13 protein-coding genes and 1 pseudogene are annotated in these 16,208 nt (G+C 43.0%); 7 read left to right on the top strand and 7 right to left on the bottom strand.

From position 1 onward, the window contains the following. The first annotated feature begins 212 nt into the window (after positions 1 to 212). Positions 213 to 1,013 (top strand): peroxide stress protein YaaA, encoded by an 801-nt coding sequence (yaaA, locus tag PENNN9_RS03250; protein WP_058368308.1) that lies wholly within the window; start codon positions 213 to 215, stop codon positions 1,011 to 1,013. Between the two features lie 270 nt (positions 1,014 to 1,283). On the opposite strand, the gene groL is transcribed toward yaaA, so the two are convergent. Together groL and PENNN9_RS03240 are read right to left on the bottom strand one after the other, a co-directional pair. Continuing rightward, positions 1,284 to 2,933, bottom strand: coding sequence for a chaperonin GroEL (groL, locus tag PENNN9_RS03245; RefSeq protein WP_058368307.1), 1,650 nt, complete (start codon positions 2,931 to 2,933; stop codon positions 1,284 to 1,286). An 89-nt stretch (positions 2,934 to 3,022) separates the two neighbouring features. Beyond that, positions 3,023 to 3,314: pseudogene (locus PENNN9_RS03240) on the bottom strand (co-chaperone GroES). 413 nt (positions 3,315 to 3,727) lie between these two features. Here PENNN9_RS03240 and PENNN9_RS03235 point away from each other — a divergent pair. Continuing rightward, complete coding sequence (locus PENNN9_RS03235; protein ID WP_058368306.1) at positions 3,728 to 4,498, top strand: DUF3108 domain-containing protein; 771 nt, start codon at positions 3,728 to 3,730, stop codon at positions 4,496 to 4,498. Positions 4,499 to 4,646: 148 nt separating this feature from the next. On the opposite strand, the gene PENNN9_RS03230 is transcribed toward PENNN9_RS03235, so the two are convergent. After that, positions 4,647 to 5,120, bottom strand: coding sequence for a hypothetical protein (locus PENNN9_RS03230; protein WP_058368305.1), 474 nt, complete (start codon positions 5,118 to 5,120; stop codon positions 4,647 to 4,649). Positions 5,121 to 5,175: 55 nt separating this feature from the next. Further along, complete coding sequence (gene wrbA, locus PENNN9_RS03225; protein ID WP_058368304.1) at positions 5,176 to 5,793, bottom strand: NAD(P)H:quinone oxidoreductase; 618 nt, start codon at positions 5,791 to 5,793, stop codon at positions 5,176 to 5,178. 282 nt (positions 5,794 to 6,075) lie between these two features. Between wrbA and PENNN9_RS03220 the strand changes: the two genes are divergently transcribed. The 3 genes from PENNN9_RS03220 (at position 6,076) to PENNN9_RS03210 (ending at position 10,703) form a co-directional block, all read left to right on the top strand. Further along, positions 6,076 to 7,602: a YihY/virulence factor BrkB family protein gene (locus tag PENNN9_RS03220; RefSeq protein ID WP_075103680.1), complete on the top strand. Its 1,527-nt coding sequence runs from the start codon at positions 6,076 to 6,078 to the stop codon at positions 7,600 to 7,602. A gap of 97 nt (positions 7,603 to 7,699) precedes the next feature. After that, positions 7,700 to 9,322: a DUF2254 domain-containing protein gene (locus tag PENNN9_RS03215; RefSeq protein WP_058368302.1), complete on the top strand. Its 1,623-nt coding sequence runs from the start codon at positions 7,700 to 7,702 to the stop codon at positions 9,320 to 9,322. Between the two features lie 115 nt (positions 9,323 to 9,437). Then, the gene (locus PENNN9_RS03210) at positions 9,438 to 10,703 is read left to right on the top strand and encodes a cation:proton antiporter (RefSeq protein ID WP_058368310.1); all 1,266 of its coding nucleotides are present in this window, start codon (positions 9,438 to 9,440) and stop codon (positions 10,701 to 10,703) included. A 167-nt stretch (positions 10,704 to 10,870) separates the two neighbouring features. Here PENNN9_RS03210 and PENNN9_RS03205 read toward each other — a convergent pair whose 3' ends face one another. The 3 genes from PENNN9_RS03205 to PENNN9_RS03195 all read right to left on the bottom strand — a co-directional run bounded on the left by PENNN9_RS03205 (position 10,871) and on the right by PENNN9_RS03195 (position 13,821). Next, positions 10,871 to 11,437 (bottom strand): DUF2127 domain-containing protein, encoded by a 567-nt coding sequence (locus tag PENNN9_RS03205; protein ID WP_058368301.1) that lies wholly within the window; start codon positions 11,435 to 11,437, stop codon positions 10,871 to 10,873. Further along, positions 11,430 to 12,641, bottom strand: a complete 1,212-nt coding sequence (locus tag PENNN9_RS03200) for a dihydroorotase (protein WP_413771732.1) — start codon at positions 12,639 to 12,641, stop codon at positions 11,430 to 11,432. Before PENNN9_RS03200 ends, PENNN9_RS03205 begins: the two co-directional genes overlap by 8 nt. A gap of 94 nt (positions 12,642 to 12,735) precedes the next feature. Next, positions 12,736 to 13,821 (bottom strand): aspartate carbamoyltransferase catalytic subunit, encoded by a 1,086-nt coding sequence (locus PENNN9_RS03195; protein WP_058368300.1) that lies wholly within the window; start codon positions 13,819 to 13,821, stop codon positions 12,736 to 12,738. Between the two features lie 387 nt (positions 13,822 to 14,208). Here PENNN9_RS03195 and PENNN9_RS03190 point away from each other — a divergent pair, with 387 nt between their 5' ends. Further along, complete coding sequence (locus PENNN9_RS03190) at positions 14,209 to 15,192, top strand: class 1 fructose-bisphosphatase (protein ID WP_058368299.1); 984 nt, start codon at positions 14,209 to 14,211, stop codon at positions 15,190 to 15,192. Positions 15,193 to 15,320: 128 nt separating this feature from the next. Continuing rightward, a complete protein-coding gene (locus tag PENNN9_RS03185) occupies positions 15,321 to 16,115 on the top strand; it encodes a TrmH family RNA methyltransferase (protein ID WP_058368298.1) in 795 nt (264 codons plus the stop codon). Positions 16,116 to 16,208 lie beyond the last annotated feature (93 nt).

The raw sequence follows: 16,208 nt of genomic DNA, 5'->3' as shown, positions 1-16,208 counted from the left end.
AAAATTTTTATTTTTCTACGAAAGCTAACCCCTTGTCAAATATAGCCTGCCGGTCATCTTAACCACCTTTCAAACGTTTACTTTTCGTCGATAAAGCAGCAAAATTCCTCCAACCATGACGTCAAATCACGTTAAAATTGTATATAAGGTATAATCAGAGCACTTGACACCGCGATAGACAGGTCATTGACTTCACACAATAAGGATTAGCCATGTATTTTTTACTCTCCCCTGCCAAGTCTTTAAATGAGACAGACGATATCCCTGTCAACCTAGGCAACTACTATAGCCAGCCTGAGCTGATTGACCACGCGCAGGCACTAATGAAAATACTAAAGACAAAAGAGCCGGTTGATTTGCAAGCGCTGATGAGTATCTCGGATGATCTGGCGCAGCTCAATGCGGCGCGCAACCAGCAGTGGAGTTGGAGTAAAAATCAGCCGTTTGATGATCGGAATGCCAAACCCGCCGCTTATCTATTTGATGGCGATGTTTATACAGGTCTTGATATGTATGGTATGGACAAGGACACTGCCATCTACGTCAATGAACATTTGGGTATTTTGTCAGGTCTCTATGGCGTGCTAAAGCCGCTGGATTTAATCCAGCCGTATCGTCTAGAGATGGGCACCAAGCTAAAAAATGAGCGCGGTGATAACCTATATGAGTTTTGGGGCGAGGAAGTCACTAAGGTAATCAATGCGCGACTGGCAGATAGTGAAGACAAAGTATTGATTAACTTAGCGTCTAATGAGTATTTTAAATCGGTAAAAAAGAAGGCATTAAATGCTGAGGTTATCACGCCACGATTTGAAGATGAAAAAAACGGTCGATATAAGATTATTAGCTTTTATGCCAAAAAAGCCCGTGGATTGATGGTGAAATACGCGGCTGATAATAAACTGACCAAGGCTGAACAATTAAAGGAGTTTGACTTAGCGGGATATTATTATGTCGATGAGCTGTCTGATGATAAGACATGGACATTTAGACGAGATGAGGCAAATGCGTAATCATTAGCTAAAATAGAATAAACCTGTATATAAAAACCCCGATAAGCTCTCGCCTATCGGGGTTTTATTTGGGAAAACTGGAATAAAAACTTTCATTAAAAAAGCCCTGCTATCTTGCGATAACAAGAGCTCTTAATAGTCAAACAGACTTTATGACGTCAATCATACTTCTAGCGAAAAGCGATTTGTCGAGGAAGACGAGCGAAAATAGTACCTATTGTACATTGAGCGCGTCTGACAAAGAGAAATCGCTTTGTAGCAGAAGTAAAATTACATCATGCCGCCCATTCCACCCATACCGCCCATTCCACCAGCACCGCCCATCGCAGCCATGCCGTCATCACTTTGTGGCAGGTCAGTAATCATGACTTCAGTCGTTAGCATGAGGCCGGCAACAGAAGCCGCATTCTCTAGCGCTGAGCGTGATACTTTGGCAGGGTCAAGGATACCCATCTCTAGCATATCGCCATACTCGCCACTAGCAGCGTTATAACCATAGTTACCGCTACCGCCTTTCACTTCGTTGACGACCACTGACGCTTCTTCGCCTGAGTTGGTCACGATTTGACGAAGTGGTGCTTCCATCGCGCGACGTAAGATATTGATACCTGCGTTTTGATCGTCGTTGTCGCCAGTTAAGTCAGACAAGGCATTCATCGCACGTACTAATGCAACACCGCCACCAGGGACGACGCCTTCTTCAACCGCAGCGCGAGTGGCATGTAGCGCATCGTCAACGCGGTCTTTTTTCTCTTTCATTTCAGTTTCAGTTGCCGCGCCAACTTTGATAACTGCTACGCCGCCTGCCAGTTTGGCCACACGCTCTTGTAGCTTTTCTTTATCGTAGTCAGAGGTAGACTCTGCGATTTGACGGTTGATAGACTCAACGCGATTATCGATGTCGGCTTTGTTACCAGCGCCATCAACGATCACGGTGTTTTCTTTACCAACAGTGACCTTTTTAGCAGTACCCAATTGCTCTAGGGTTGCTGTCTCAAGGCTCAAGCCAATCTCTTCAGAGATGACTGTACCGCCAGTAAGCGTTGCGATATCCTCTAGCATGGCTTTACGACGATCGCCGAAACCTGGTGCTTTAACGGCACAAGTTTTTAGGCCGCCGCGCATGTTGTTTACAACCAAGGTAGCCAACGCTTCGTTTTCTACGTCTTCAGCGATGATAAGCAATGGTTTGCTTTGCTGCATCACTTGCTCAAGTAGTGGCACGATTTCACGAATGTTGCTGATTTTTTTGTCAACCAATAAGATATATGGGTTTTCAAATTCAGCAGTTAGGCTGTCTTGCTTATTAGCAAAGTATGGGCTGATATAACCACGGTCAAACTGCATACCTTCGACCACTTCTAAGGTATCTTCAAAGCTTGAGCCTTCTTCAACCGTGATAACGCCTTGCTTACCGACTTTTTCCATCGCTTGCGAGATCAGCTCACCGATTTTGGTGTCTGAGTTGGCAGAGATAGAACCTACTTGGGCGATAGCCTTGTGATCGTCAGCTGGCGTAGATAGGTTGTGAATCTCTTTAACTGCTTCGCGTACCGCTTTGTCGATACCGCGCTTTAGATCCATTGGGTTCATGCCAGCAGCGACAGATTTCATGCCTTCTTGCAAGATTGACTGAGCAAGTACGGTCGCAGTCGTCGTACCATCCCCAGCGACATCATTGGTGCGGCTCGCGACTTCACGAACCAACTGTGCGCCCATGTTTTCGAATTTGTTTTCAAGCTCAATCTCTTTGGCAACCGAAACACCATCTTTAGTGATGGTTGGTGCGCCAAATGACTTGTCTATAACCACGTTGCGACCTTTAGGGCCTAGCGTGACTTTTACAGCGTTTGCTAGAACGTTAACACCGTCCATCATTTGCTTACGAGCATCAATGCCGAATTTTACATCTTTTGCCATGTTAATTTACTCCATTATTATAAGTATAAAAATACGAACGAATAAGTCGATATAGTAATGTGCTGAGTGCTTAATATTACCTAAAAGAATTAACCTTCTAGCACACCCAATACATCAGACTCTTTCATAATAAGTAGTTCTTCGCCGTCAACTTTTACCGTTTGACCAGCATATTGACCGAACAAAACTTTGTCGCCAGCTTTTACATCTAATGCGCGAGTTTCGCCGTTGTCACGAACCTGACCATTACCAGTTGCTAGCACTTCACCTTGTGAAGGTTTTTCTTGTGCTGAACCAGGTAACAAAATACCACCAGCAGTTTTTGTTTTCTTCTTCTATACGGCGGACGACGATACGGTCATGTAAAGGACGAATGTTCATCGATATGACTCCAAAAGTTGGTTGTTTACGTTAAAGGGTTTATTTGAATGAATGGTCTCAAGACCAGTATCTATAAGAAATGTGACCAAAAAGTGACGTCTTATAGATAAGCGTTGAGCTTGTATCAAAAAGTGGGGGCAATAGAAGGTGGCTTCAAGTGTAAATTCGAAAAATTTACAAGAATGTGAAAGCAGAAATTTTATAAGTTCATGGTGGCGAGTAACCTTACTCACAAAGCGTTACTTGTGACGTCAGCTTAAGGAGTTTTGGCAACATAGGCTATAAGAGCTGAACACTGCTATATATTGATGCCCTTGAAAATGTAACAACATATGACCATTATAAGCGTTGAGAACATAATAATAGTTATAAAAAAGATGACACATCTATCTTCTATCTATTAAGGAAAATCCATGAGTATTTTATCAACAAATAAAAAGTTAGCCGTAACTGATAATCAAAATCTTAGACATAGCAAATCGAAGTTTCTCACCGCCCTAAACACAGGCGCTAGTATCGCTATTATTGGAGCTTTAAGCATGACCGCCCCTACTCTTGCCAACGCAAAAACCATTCAACCATCAAGCGCTGACTATAGCTTTACGGTTGAAGATAAATATAAAGGCACTGCAAATCGCACGTTGAGCAAGTCTGGCAATACTTGGAAGTACAATGTGAAGGCTCGTGTTGCTGGTGTCGCTAGTGCCGCGCAAAATAGTGCGTTCACGATTAATGGTAACAACGTCACCCCAACACAAGCCAGTACCACTTATAAGTTGTTAGGTCTTGGACGTACCCATAAGCTGGATTTTAATCCAAGTAGCAAAAAGGTAACTAGTAACTATAAAGGTAAGACCACGACCATGAATATGGCGCAACAAGCCTTCGATGACCTGAGCTTAGAAGTACAAATTCGCCAAGATTTATTAAATGGTAAGTTCTCTGGTAATTACTACATGGCAAAAAAAGATAAAGTTGAAAAGACGCCATTCAAAAAATCTGGGAATACTAAAATTACCGTACCAGCAGGCACTTTCGATACCGTCAGAGTTGATCGTGTCCATGACGATAATGATCGCTCTACCAGCTTTTGGCTAGCGCCAAGCTTAGATTACTTACCAGTAAAAGTGAGCCAAATTAATGATGGTAAGAAAATGGACTTAGAATTGACTAAGGTTAATTAAGTTCTAGCTTATAGCTTACTTGACGTCAAAAACGTCTCGAAAAAAAAGCGGTACTCTGAATGAGAGTGCTGCTTTTTTATGGCTTTGAATTTATTTTGGAAATGTAAAGCTGGCTGCGTATTTTGGAAATGTAAAGCTGGCTGCGTAGCTAGCGAGGTTGCTTGACTACATTGTTCATCGAGGGCAGACGTTTCAACAAAATAAATAACCAGACATTGATGGTTAGCAGTAATAGAAAATCGATTAAATAAACGGCTATTTCAGCTGAGCTGCTACCGTAAGCACGAGTAAATAGCACTACGCCACTCGCACCTAAATAAACCAAAGTAAACATACTACCTACCAATAGTGCATAGGGTGAACGACCACGCATTACCCATGGCGTTAAGATGAACGCTGGCACCAGCCACAATGCTTGCCATGCAATACCACCAATAATATCAGGACTGCTTGGATTAAGAGCACTGATAAAAATAGGCAGCCCAAGCAGTCTATACACCAACCAAACAAGCCACGTCAGCATCAAACGCTGACGAATGGGCGCAATAGGTTTGACAGGTTTACTGGCTTTTTTCGCTGCTGGTTTTGCCTGAGTGTTATTATCGGGGCGTTTAGTAGCCATTAGATGCGTCTGCTTCCTAATTCAATAGCATTATGCTGCACTATACAACAGCAGCTTAGCGGGTCCAATTGGCCTGTGCCAATGCGCGGGCACTAATCGCCAAACGCCGACCTTGAGCGATACCTAACTCGCGCTCATCATCAGAGACTGGCTGATCATGCAATGCACCGCTCACGTGACTGGCTCCATAAGGCGTGCCGCCGCGATGAGTACGATTCAGCGCAGGCTCTGCATAAGGTACTCCGACAATCATCATGCCGTGATGCATCAGTGGTAACATCATTGTCAGTAGAGTGGTCTCTTGGCCACCATGCATCGAACCTGTTGCAGTGAATACTGAAGCAGGTTTGTTTTGCAGATTACCTGCCAGCCACAGGGTGACGGTATTGTCCCAAAAGTACTTCATGGGCGCGGCCATATTACCAAAGTGAGTTGGACTACCAAGTGCTAGGCCGCTGCAGTCTTTAAGGTCATCCATTGTACAGTATAAGTCACCCTCATCAGGTATCGCAGGCTTGCTGGATGTGGTCTCAGGCGCGACGGTCGGTACTGTACGGATACGAGCTGTCATGCCAGCGTCTTCAATACCCTGAGCGATCGCATACGCCAATGTCTTAGTTGTACCGTGGCTAGAATAATATAGTACCAAAACATAGGGGTTGGCTTGACTCATGAGCAACACTTCCTTTTAAAATTATTAATGTTATGAGATGCAATAGCTTGTGTCATATAAGCCTTGTGTGTCATATAAGCTTTGCATCAAAAGATTAATATCACTGATAGATGTGCACATTATGCCCGACTCATTCACTGACATGCAAATAAAGACTGCTGTACCTTATAGTTATAGCCATATAACGGGTGCTGTTATGTATTTTGACACAATTAATTGGCAGATGCTGATAGCACATTTTTGTTACACTACTGTCACTCTTATCTTTGCTAAATGGTCAATATGGAAAACTTACTGAAAAAAGTCCCGTTTACCCATCAACGCTGGTTTCAGTTTTCGCGATTTTTGACGCGGCACTTTTTTGAAGACAACTGTCAACAAAAAGCAGCTTCACTTACTTACACTACTATGCTATCGATTGTGCCTATGTTGACCGTATTACTGATGATTTTATCGTCAGTTCCAGCGCTCGCTTCAGTCAGAGCGCAGATTTATGAGGTGATATATAGCAACTTGCTACCGCAATCGAGCATGCAGGTCAGTGAGTATATCAATAGCTTCGCTGAAAAATCGTCTAACTTGACGGCCATAGGGGCAATGATCTTATTTGTCACAACCATTATTACTTTGACGACTATTGAACGAGCTTTTAATCAGATTTGGCGAGTAGACGATCGTTCTGGCGGTATCAAAAGTATGCTGCGCTATTGGACCATTATTACTATGGGACCGTTAGTATTGGGAACCGCATTTATTGCCTCTAGTACGGTACAGAGTTTGAGCTTTTTGAACCGTCAAATAGGTGGTTATGGCATCGACTGGTCGTTTTGGGTACAGATAGTTTCCATCGGAGTAATGGTTGCAGGCTTTATCGGTATGTATTGGTTCATTCCCAAAGCCCGCGTACCTGTAAAAAACGCGGCCATAGCTGGTATATTTGTTGCAATAGCATTTGAGTTACTAAAGCATATCTTTGGTATGGTCATGAGTAACTTTACCAGTTATGAAGCCATATACGGTGCGTTTGCCGCCTTACCTATCTTCTTATTATGGATTTATTTGTCATGGAACTTAATCTTATTAGGCGTTGAGATTAGCTATACTTTAACTATTTTTGAGACTGAGGAAGTCTATCCACGTCATCCGCTGTTGAGCTTGCTTGATATGTTAAACCTAGTCTATATCAATCACCTAAAAGGCGATACCGTGAGCGAGCAGGAGCTACGTAACGTATTAGGTCGTAAGGAGCTGCCTAAATGGTATACCTACATTAATTACTTAAAAGACAGCAAACTCATTACCGTGACTGAAGATGACGAATACGTACTCAAAAAAGATCTTAGCAAACTGACATTATGGGACTTCTACCGCACCCTGCCTTACCCGTTACCTATAAAGGATGAGCTTGATGAGATAAAGAGTGACAGCCAACAGCCCTGGCTTAGTCTACTGATACGTCGCTTTATCAACACTGAAGCCTTTGCACAAGAGCAACTTAACTTACCGTTGTCTGCTATTTTTTCTCATAGTCAGCCGCGCAAAAAAACCTCTGCAAGCAATGAAAAAGAGTCTTTTGGCAAATACGGTAAGCGCAATACACAGCACAATAAACATAGGCGCGAGCAAGACACACCGCATTTTGAAGCAGCAGCCTATGATAAAGACAGTGACGTCATATGTGATAACAATCGCAATGAGATTTTGATTCCAAATGACCCGATTGAAGACGATAAAGACGCAAACAACGACAGTAATAATCACAAAGGCAATATCATTACTGAAGCGGATAATCCAAAAGTAAACAGGTAAATGCTATAACCTTAACTTTAACCTTATCAGACGATATTATAAAATAACCTTCGCTAGAAGATATGAGTCAAATTATATTCCCAACCCTTTGGAGCTTATGGCAGTGACCGAAAACAATAAAAATAACCTGCCCACACGCCTACTGACGACCAGTCTTCACGCACTAAAAAAATTTGCACAGTTATGGTCATTACAGACCTTAACTGACTTACCTGATCGATTAAGGAATCTATGGCAGCAGCTTATTGGTTCTTACTGGTTTATCCCAACCGCTTGCGTATTGACGGGCATACTTTTAGCCCCTTTATTCATCGCTATCGACCAGCAGTTTGATCGTGCAACTGTTAGAGATATTCGGTTTGCCTTTACTGGTGATGACTCTTCTGCAAGAGCTATTATGACGACGATTGCAGGAGCAGTGTTAGGTGTGGCTGGTACTACTTTTTCGATTACTATTGCCGTTCTTTCTATGGCCTCATCACAATTTGGCCCACGTCTCTTACGTAACTTTCTTACAGACACCTCAAACCAGTTTGTACTTGGCGCTTTTATCGGTACATTCAGCTATAGCTTGCTGGTCTTAAAGGCCATTCACAAGCATGACGTCGATTTTGGTGTGCCGCAGCTATCTGTTACTTTTGCTATCGTAATGGCTGTTGTCTGTGCCTTACTTTTGGTCTATTTTGTACAACATATGGTCCATGCTATTCAAGCCTCACGCGTCATTCAAGGGGCAAGTGACGATGCTATTAAAAACATTGATTACTGGTATAGCGACAACTGCAATATTGAGCATCAGCATAACGTCATAAATAGTGACGATATTGAACAATATCATTCTTGGTGTGCCACGCCTATTTACGCACCAACCTCAGGCTATTTACAACAAATCTACTTTGAATCGCTTATTACATTGGCACAAGATTATGGCGGTGTGGTGCAATTACATACCAATCTTGGTGACTTTGTCACTGATAGAAACATCATAGGGCATTTTTATCAGCGCCCAACAGCGCATATTAGCAACCTAAAAAAGACCAAAACCTCTCGGCTTGTAGTATCTCCGCGTGCCCCTGATGGAATTTTTTGGCAGCGCTTTGCTGCCTGCTTGCATTTTGGACGTCAATCCGCGTACACCAACGATATAGCATCAAGCCTAGGACAAGTCACTGAAATCGCGGTGCGGGCACTATCGCCTGGAATTAATGACCCCAAGACAGCTGTCAATTGCGTACAGTCTTTAACCATTTGCTTAAGCCTAATGTTACGTCGACAGCCACCTAGCCCTTATCATTTTTATACGCCACCAAAAGACAAAGATGAGTCTGATATTACGGTTAATCAGCCGCGTATAGCAATACTGGCGCTTATTACCAGAACACCAAAGATATCTGACTTTATCGAAACCTCATTAGGTGAGATACGTCGATACGCTATTGCTGACCTAATGGTATTAAAGGCGCTTTGTCAGGCAGTGACTGACTTAAACTATGCTCGAGTCAATACCGCGCAGCGTCAGACTTTATTACGCGAGCTGACTTTGATTGAACATGCAGGTCAAGCAAATCTAAGTTATGCAGAGCTTGTAGAGGACCTGCTAGCCATGTGTCAACAAGCACGGCAATTTATTCATGATGATGATGCGCAACATCGACACTTCGAGTATATCAGTGAGTTTGATGCCCATATTTATAAGGCCTTACAGACGCAATCAAGGTAAATAAGTAAGCCATAGCTGAATATACACGCATAGATTTTAGGCAATACTAGTACTGTCTATCGGCTCAATACCTGTTATTCTTTCAACAACTTTTATGTTCATTGAGACTGCTTTTATGGCATCTGCAACCAGCCTGACTATACTTGAAATTAGTGCTATCTTTTTGTCAATGACTGCGATATTGGCTTATATCAATCATCGCTTTATTGGTCTACCAACTACGATTGGGGTTATGGTTATCTCCATTGTGTTATCCATGGTAGCGATCTTTTTGGGGTTTTTGGGGTTTGATCAGCTCATTGACTATGAAGTTAGCTTATTAGATCAGTTGGACTTCACCGAAGTCTTGCTAGATGGCATGCTATCTATGCTCTTGTTCGCTGGTGCTTTGCACGTCAATATTGGCGATTTAAAGCGTTATAAGCTTCCCATTGGTGTTCTTGCATGTATTGGCACGCTAGTATCAGCCGTACTGATCGCTACTGCCCTTTACTTTATGCTACCACTCCTTGGTTTTGGACTGCCTTTTATTTGGTGCTTACTATTCGGTGCTTTAATATCGCCTACAGATCCTATTGCAGTTATGGGAATATTAGCATCAGCGGGGGCGCCAAAGAGTATCGAGACTGTCATCGCTGGCGAGTCATTATTCAATGATGGCATCGGTGTCGTCATATTTGTTCTATTGCTCGGCATCTTATCTAGTGGTGATATACCAACGGTTAATTATGTGGCACATACTCTAGCTGTTGAAGCTGGTGGTGGCATTATTTTTGGCTTGGTACTTGGTGCCATTTTGTACTACTTACTCAAAAGTATTGACAGTTACCAAGAAGAAGTACTGTTGACTCTGGCAGGTGTGATAGGCGGTTATGCGTTGGCCAGCCATTGGCATTTGTCCGGGCCACTTGCCATGGTGATGATGGGGCTAATGGTCGGTAACCGTGGTCGCGAGCTTGCGATGAGTGACAAGACTCGTCATTATATTGATCTGTTTTGGGAGCTGATAGATGAGATTTTAAACGCGATTTTATTTGTGCTAATCGGTCTTGAGGTTGTCATCATTGCCTACTCAGGCAACCTATTTATTGCAGGAGGCTTAAGTATCATTATTGCCTTACTTGCCCGTCTTATCGTCGTAGGTATGACTACCAAAACCTTAAGCAGACAGTTACAATTACCTGAGGGTGCATGGAAAGTATTGACTTGGGGCGGATTACGGGGCGGTATTTCAGTGGCCTTGGTCCTACAGCTGCCGACAGGGATGGAGCGCGATATTCTACTAGCCCTCACCTATGCTGTCGTTGTCTTCTCTATATTGGTACAAGGATTGAGCATCGGTAAAGTCGCCAAAATGATTCAGCCTATTGCGCACAAATAGCGATGCATTTAAATAACAAACCTATCAAAACCATACAATTAACGTTATAAAATTATAAAAGTAGTCGACGAGTCATAGTAAATTTGCAACTTTATATCTTACTGCTCGCCTCTTATACCAATCTCTCAACAGCACAGCTGCTCTATAACAAGGTTTGATATCAGACGTTATATCAAACCTTTACGTTTCATATTACGATAGACTACGACGACAATAATAATGTTTAGCAGTAAAATTCCCAGTTTAAACCAATCAAATGGACTCACTATTAGATAGTAAATCTCAATGGGAATAAATATCCCATAACCGATGACACTAAACCAATATGCCCATGTTTTATCTTGCCATAATCCGTAAGCCTCAATAAAACGCAGACTGACGTAAGCAAAAATAAATAGCAAAAAAAGTGGCCAATTTTTATTTGCTTGCTGAGCAATTTGGACGATACTCTCTATTTGCGTGGACAGTAGGTTACCAAAGTGTTGTTGCCATGAATCCGATGCTTGGGCCAGCCAGCGCTCAAGATTGGCATGCCAGAGCCACAATGCAAAAGCCCCTGTCAGCGCGCCCGCCCCTTTGACAATCTCGTATACTGCAACCGCTTTGATCGATTCGCTAGATTCGCTGTTTTTGGTCCCTTTGTTCGACAGACTATCGTCATCATCCAATAACTGATGACTTTCACTTGCTATAGAGGGTCGTGAATTGTCATTATGCTGGGACGAATTAACCAAAGAAAGTCTCCACGACTCGGCCTTGTAGATGCTGATTAAAAAACGGGGTGTTCTTGCCATTCGATAACATAGTGTCTACTGTCACCTGCCATTCAAGATTAGGATCGACCAAGATTGCGCCGCCCAAGCTTTCATATTTGGTACTGATTCCTGCAATTTGCGCCGGGTTAATGCAAATCTTATCTACCAGTTGCTCTACTGTTAGCACCTCATTTCGTACTAATTGACAAGCTAGAGCCATAAAGGTATCGAAATTAGAGATACCAGGTGTACTCTCAGCAAAAGGTGCTTTTTTGGCCGTAGAGTTTAAGGGTTCATGATGACTACAGATAGCATCGATAGTCCCATCTTTGAGGCCACGCAGTAGTGCTTGTTGATCAGTATTACTACGTAATGGCGGTAACACATAAGCTTGGGCGTTAAAACCTTCTAGATTGTCATCTGTCAAATACAGCTGATGCATCGCCACATCACAGGTTACGGGCAGTCCTTTGTCTTTCGCCCAGCGCATCAGCTCTACTGAAGACTTACAGGACAACTGACTAAAATGGGCGGAGATACCCGTCTCTTCTACCATCAATAACTGGGTAGACAGGGCGACGGTCTCAGCGATCCAAGGAATACCTTGCAGACCATGATAAGAAGCAATGTAGCCTTCATGTGCAACCCCATTACCAGACAAATCTGGCTCATCGGGATAAAAAAATACTTTCATACCAAAGGTTGCTGCATACTCTAATGTCCGTAACAATACCAAATCATTATCAAAAGTCCTACGCGCATTAGAAACAGCTATACACCCCCCCTTTTTAAGGCCTGCAATGTTAGATGGACGTATCCCTTCTAGACCTGCTGTTAATGCGCCAAGAATATGCAAATAAATACCACCATCTTCGAGTGCACGCTCACGCAGACCTTTGAGTAGCGAGCCATTCTCCAAGATAGGGTTGGTATCAGGTGGAATCACTACATGCAAAAAACCATTGCCACGGGCAGCTCGACCTTCAGAGGATAATGTCCCATGTTGCTGCTGTCCAGGTTCGCGTAGACGTGCGCACAAGTCTACCAATGGTGGTAGCAACCAAGTCTCACGACCAGTCTCAAGGTTTGTAAGTTTATCAATCGCTTCACTCGATAAAGACTTTTTAAATACGTTAGGAAGTAAATTTATTATCTGCGCATCAGTAGTAATAGGGTCAGTCATGAGCTTGTTACCATATCAGTAATTAAATAAATAGAATCGAATAATCAAACGCCTAAAGCGTACACCACAAAGTATCAGTTGCTAACGTCATTGGTTATGCGTTTTGTGTGTGTCTTGCCGCTTGATGAGCGCGTTGGCCTTCCATGGCGAGTGATAATACTGCCATACGAATCGCTACACCATTACTTACTTGCTCTAAAATAACAGACTGCGGGCCATCAGCCACACTTGAGGCAATTTCAATACCTCGGTTCATCGGACCTGGATGCATGATTAGAGCATCAGGTTTCGCGAGCGCTACCCGTTCAGGCGTAATACCGTAATGTTTGTAATACTCACTTGATGATGCCAGTAGCGGCGAGCCAATACGCTCATTTTGTATTCTTAATCCCATGATGACATCACAGTCTGTGACGCACTCATTCATGTTTTCATAAACATTCACACCGTAGCGCTCAATTCCCTTAGGCAATAGCGTACGTGGCGCGCAGACGCGAATATCTTTGACACCTAAAGTTTGCAGCGCACTAATGTCAGAGCGTGCGACTCTTGAATGCTTGATATCACCGATGATAGCAACTGATAACGCCTCAAAAGGACGCGGTGCGGCGCGATGAATGGTCAGCATATCTAGCATCCCCTGGGTTGGATGCGCATGCCAGCCATCACCGCCATTGATAATAGCGATATCTGGCGTCACCTCAGTCGCCATAAAATGCGCAGCCCCTGACGCAGAATGCCTTACTACAAAGATATCAGCTGTCATTGCCTGCAAATTCCAGAGTGTATCACGTAGACTTTCGCCTTTTTTTGTACTAGAGCGGGCAATGTCAATGTTCAATACATTGGCCCCAAGGCGCTTTTCTGCCACCTCAAAAGTAGTGCGGGTACGGGTCGAAGGCTCGAAAAACAGATTCATGACTGTGCAGCCTTCAAGCTCAGGCCGATTGATCAGCTGACCATTTTCATCAAAGAAAGTTTCAGCTTTAGCAATAATTGCTTGTAGTTGTGATTTATTTAACCCTTCTACACCCAAAAAGTGACGCAAACTTCCATCTTGGTTTAACTGTGGACGACTAAGGGAAGTGTTGAGTCTTTGATGGACAGTATCATGGTCAAATGTGGCGTATTTGGATGGTGATACAGTATTTGTAGATGTATTTTTTTTGGAAGTTGGCATAATGGCAAGTCTTTATTATGGGTTTATATCAAGTCAATCATAACGATTTTTTCGTTCATGACTATGACCATGTGTACAGACACGGGGACATTTTGACACTTATTTGCTACACTTTATCGCAGTAGCCTATGTCATCTTACTCGCTTTCATAAATAACCCACTATCTACGATAATAAGCAGCAAGTCTGACCAAATTATCAATAATAATAGACATAGTGTAGCTGATTTTGCATTCAGGACAAAGATAACGTGCCTGCTATTTGCATATTTACTCATTCAACCAAAGTTTTAGCTGAACACATTCTAAGTCATAAGCTTAATCTAGTGTGTTTCTAAACCTTATGATTTTTTATCTTAGACGACTTCTTCCATTTATTAGGAACTACTATGACGACCTTAGCCCAATATTTAAAAGCACAAAAAACTGACTCTGCCGTAAGCGATGTCATCACCACTGTCACAGAAGTTGGTAAAACTATTTCGCAATTGCTCAGAAAAGGAGCGTTAGCAGATATTTTGGGAGAAGCAGGCAATCAGAACGTCCAAGGTGAAGAACAAAAAAAGCTAGATGTATTGGCCAATGATTTATTATTAGATGCTTTGGCACAAAACAAACACTGTGCAGGCGTGGCGTCAGAAGAGCTAGATGATGCAACGCCTGCCAATGCGGATGGCAACTTACTCGTATTGTTTGATCCGCTTGATGGCTCATCAAACATCGATATCAATATGGCGGTAGGCACGATTTTCTCTATTTTGCCCTACCAACGTCAGGGCCAAACAAGTGAAAATAGCGACTTTTTACAAGCGGGCAACGCACAGCTGGCGGCAGGTTACCTGCTATATGGTACATCAACCATGCTGGCACTGACGGTAGCTGACAACGTAGTGATGTTTAGCTTAGATCCAGATAGTAACGACTACATACTAGTAGAAGACAACGTACAAATCGATGCAGATACCAGTGAGTATGCCATTAATAGCTCAAACTATCGCTATTGGCGTGCTCCTATGCAGCAGTATATTGATGAGCTAGTCGCTGGCGATACAGGGGTACGTGGTCGTAATTTTAATATGCGCTGGGTGGCAGCTATGGTGGGTGACGTGCATCGTATCTTACGCCGCGGTGGGTTATTCACTTATCCTTTTGACACCAAGTATCCAAACAAAGCTGGTAAGTTACGTCTAATGTACGAAGCCAATCCTATGAGCTTACTCATCGAACGCGCAGGCGGCAGTGCGACTGATGCCACCCATCGTATCTTAGATATAGCTCCAACCGACATTCATCAACGCGTCCCTGTCGTCCTTGGTAGTAAAAACGAAGTCGATTATGTCAAAGACTTACACCTCAAACATGACAATAAATAGTACGCTTTATCATTACTTATTTATAATGTAATACTACACACTAAGCATGACCAGTCCAATATTAAAAAGTATTTTGGACTGGGGTGTTTTTGATGTCATTCATTTTACCTTTTTTTAAGCAGTCAATTATGTCAATAGACTCCACCGAGCTGATAACTTCAGATAAAAATCCTTCAGTAAAACTCGTAAAAGCGCTATTATCTCAAGCCCGTCAACGTAAAAAACAAGGACAGACCGTACTTGAAGGTGTGCATCTTATAGATGCTGCTCTACGTAGTGATTATTCATTTGTTCAAATACTCCTAGCACAATCAGCTCACCAGCATCCTGAGGTTCAGCAGGTATTAATGCGCCTACCGACTTACACCAGTGTTTTGACGCTATCAGATACACTTTATGAGAGCATTCGAAGTCTCGGTACAGGTATCGACATCATGGCGGTCATAAACGTACCTGTGCCAAGCTTGACGGTGATAGGCTACGACTGCTTGATTTTAAATGATGTACAAGATAGTGGTAATGTTGGCACGCTACTACGTACCGCCGCCGCAGTTGGTATCGAAACAGTACTCTGTACTAGTGGCACGGCCCAGGCTTGGTCACCCAAGACACTACGAGCAGGAATGGGCGCTCAGTTTGCGCTCACTATTTATGAAGGCTTGAGTGCTCAAGATATTCTAGACTGTGTAAAAGTCCCTTTACTAGCAACCAGCTCACATACTGATACTTTGATTTATGAGCATGATCTTACCGCTCCTACTGCGTGGATCATGGGCCATGAAGGTCAAGGCGTGTGTGATGAGCTGATGCAATGTGCAACTCCTATCGCCTTACCGCAGCCCAATGGTCAAGAGAGCCTCAACGTTGCGATTGCAGGTTCGCTTTGTCTTTATGAGACGCTACGTCAGCGCCGTTATAGTTAAATTTGTATATAGTCAAAATAGAATAGTTATATTAGCTTGGCGTTTAAACATAAAAAATCCCGCTATCAATGATAGCCTGCACCGCCGTGGTTG

Origin of the sequence: Psychrobacter sp. ENNN9_III (assembly GCF_001462175.1) — a bacterium.
GTDB lineage: Bacteria > Pseudomonadota > Gammaproteobacteria > Pseudomonadales > Moraxellaceae > Psychrobacter.
This window is presented reverse-complemented; position numbering and strand designations above follow the sequence as displayed.

Coding starts and splice junctions, on each gene's coding strand:
- yaaA (WP_058368308.1), top strand. CDS start 213: ATGTATTTTTTACTCTCCCCTGCCAAGTCTTTAAATGAGACAGACGAT.
- groL (WP_058368307.1), bottom strand. CDS start 2,933: ATGGCAAAAGATGTAAAATTCGGCATTGATGCTCGTAAGCAAATGATG.
- PENNN9_RS03235 (WP_058368306.1), top strand. CDS start 3,728: ATGAGTATTTTATCAACAAATAAAAAGTTAGCCGTAACTGATAATCAA.
- PENNN9_RS03230 (WP_058368305.1), bottom strand. CDS start 5,120: ATGGCTACTAAACGCCCCGATAATAACACTCAGGCAAAACCAGCAGCG.
- wrbA (WP_058368304.1), bottom strand. CDS start 5,793: ATGAGTCAAGCCAACCCCTATGTTTTGGTACTATATTATTCTAGCCAC.
- PENNN9_RS03220 (WP_075103680.1), top strand. CDS start 6,076: ATGGAAAACTTACTGAAAAAAGTCCCGTTTACCCATCAACGCTGGTTT.
- PENNN9_RS03215 (WP_058368302.1), top strand. CDS start 7,700: ATGGCAGTGACCGAAAACAATAAAAATAACCTGCCCACACGCCTACTG.
- PENNN9_RS03210 (WP_058368310.1), top strand. CDS start 9,438: ATGGCATCTGCAACCAGCCTGACTATACTTGAAATTAGTGCTATCTTT.
- PENNN9_RS03200 (WP_413771732.1), bottom strand. CDS start 12,641: ATGACTGACCCTATTACTACTGATGCGCAGATAATAAATTTACTTCCT.
- PENNN9_RS03195 (WP_058368300.1), bottom strand. CDS start 13,821: ATGCCAACTTCCAAAAAAAATACATCTACAAATACTGTATCACCATCC.
- PENNN9_RS03190 (WP_058368299.1), top strand. CDS start 14,209: ATGACGACCTTAGCCCAATATTTAAAAGCACAAAAAACTGACTCTGCC.
- PENNN9_RS03185 (WP_058368298.1), top strand. CDS start 15,321: ATGTCAATAGACTCCACCGAGCTGATAACTTCAGATAAAAATCCTTCA.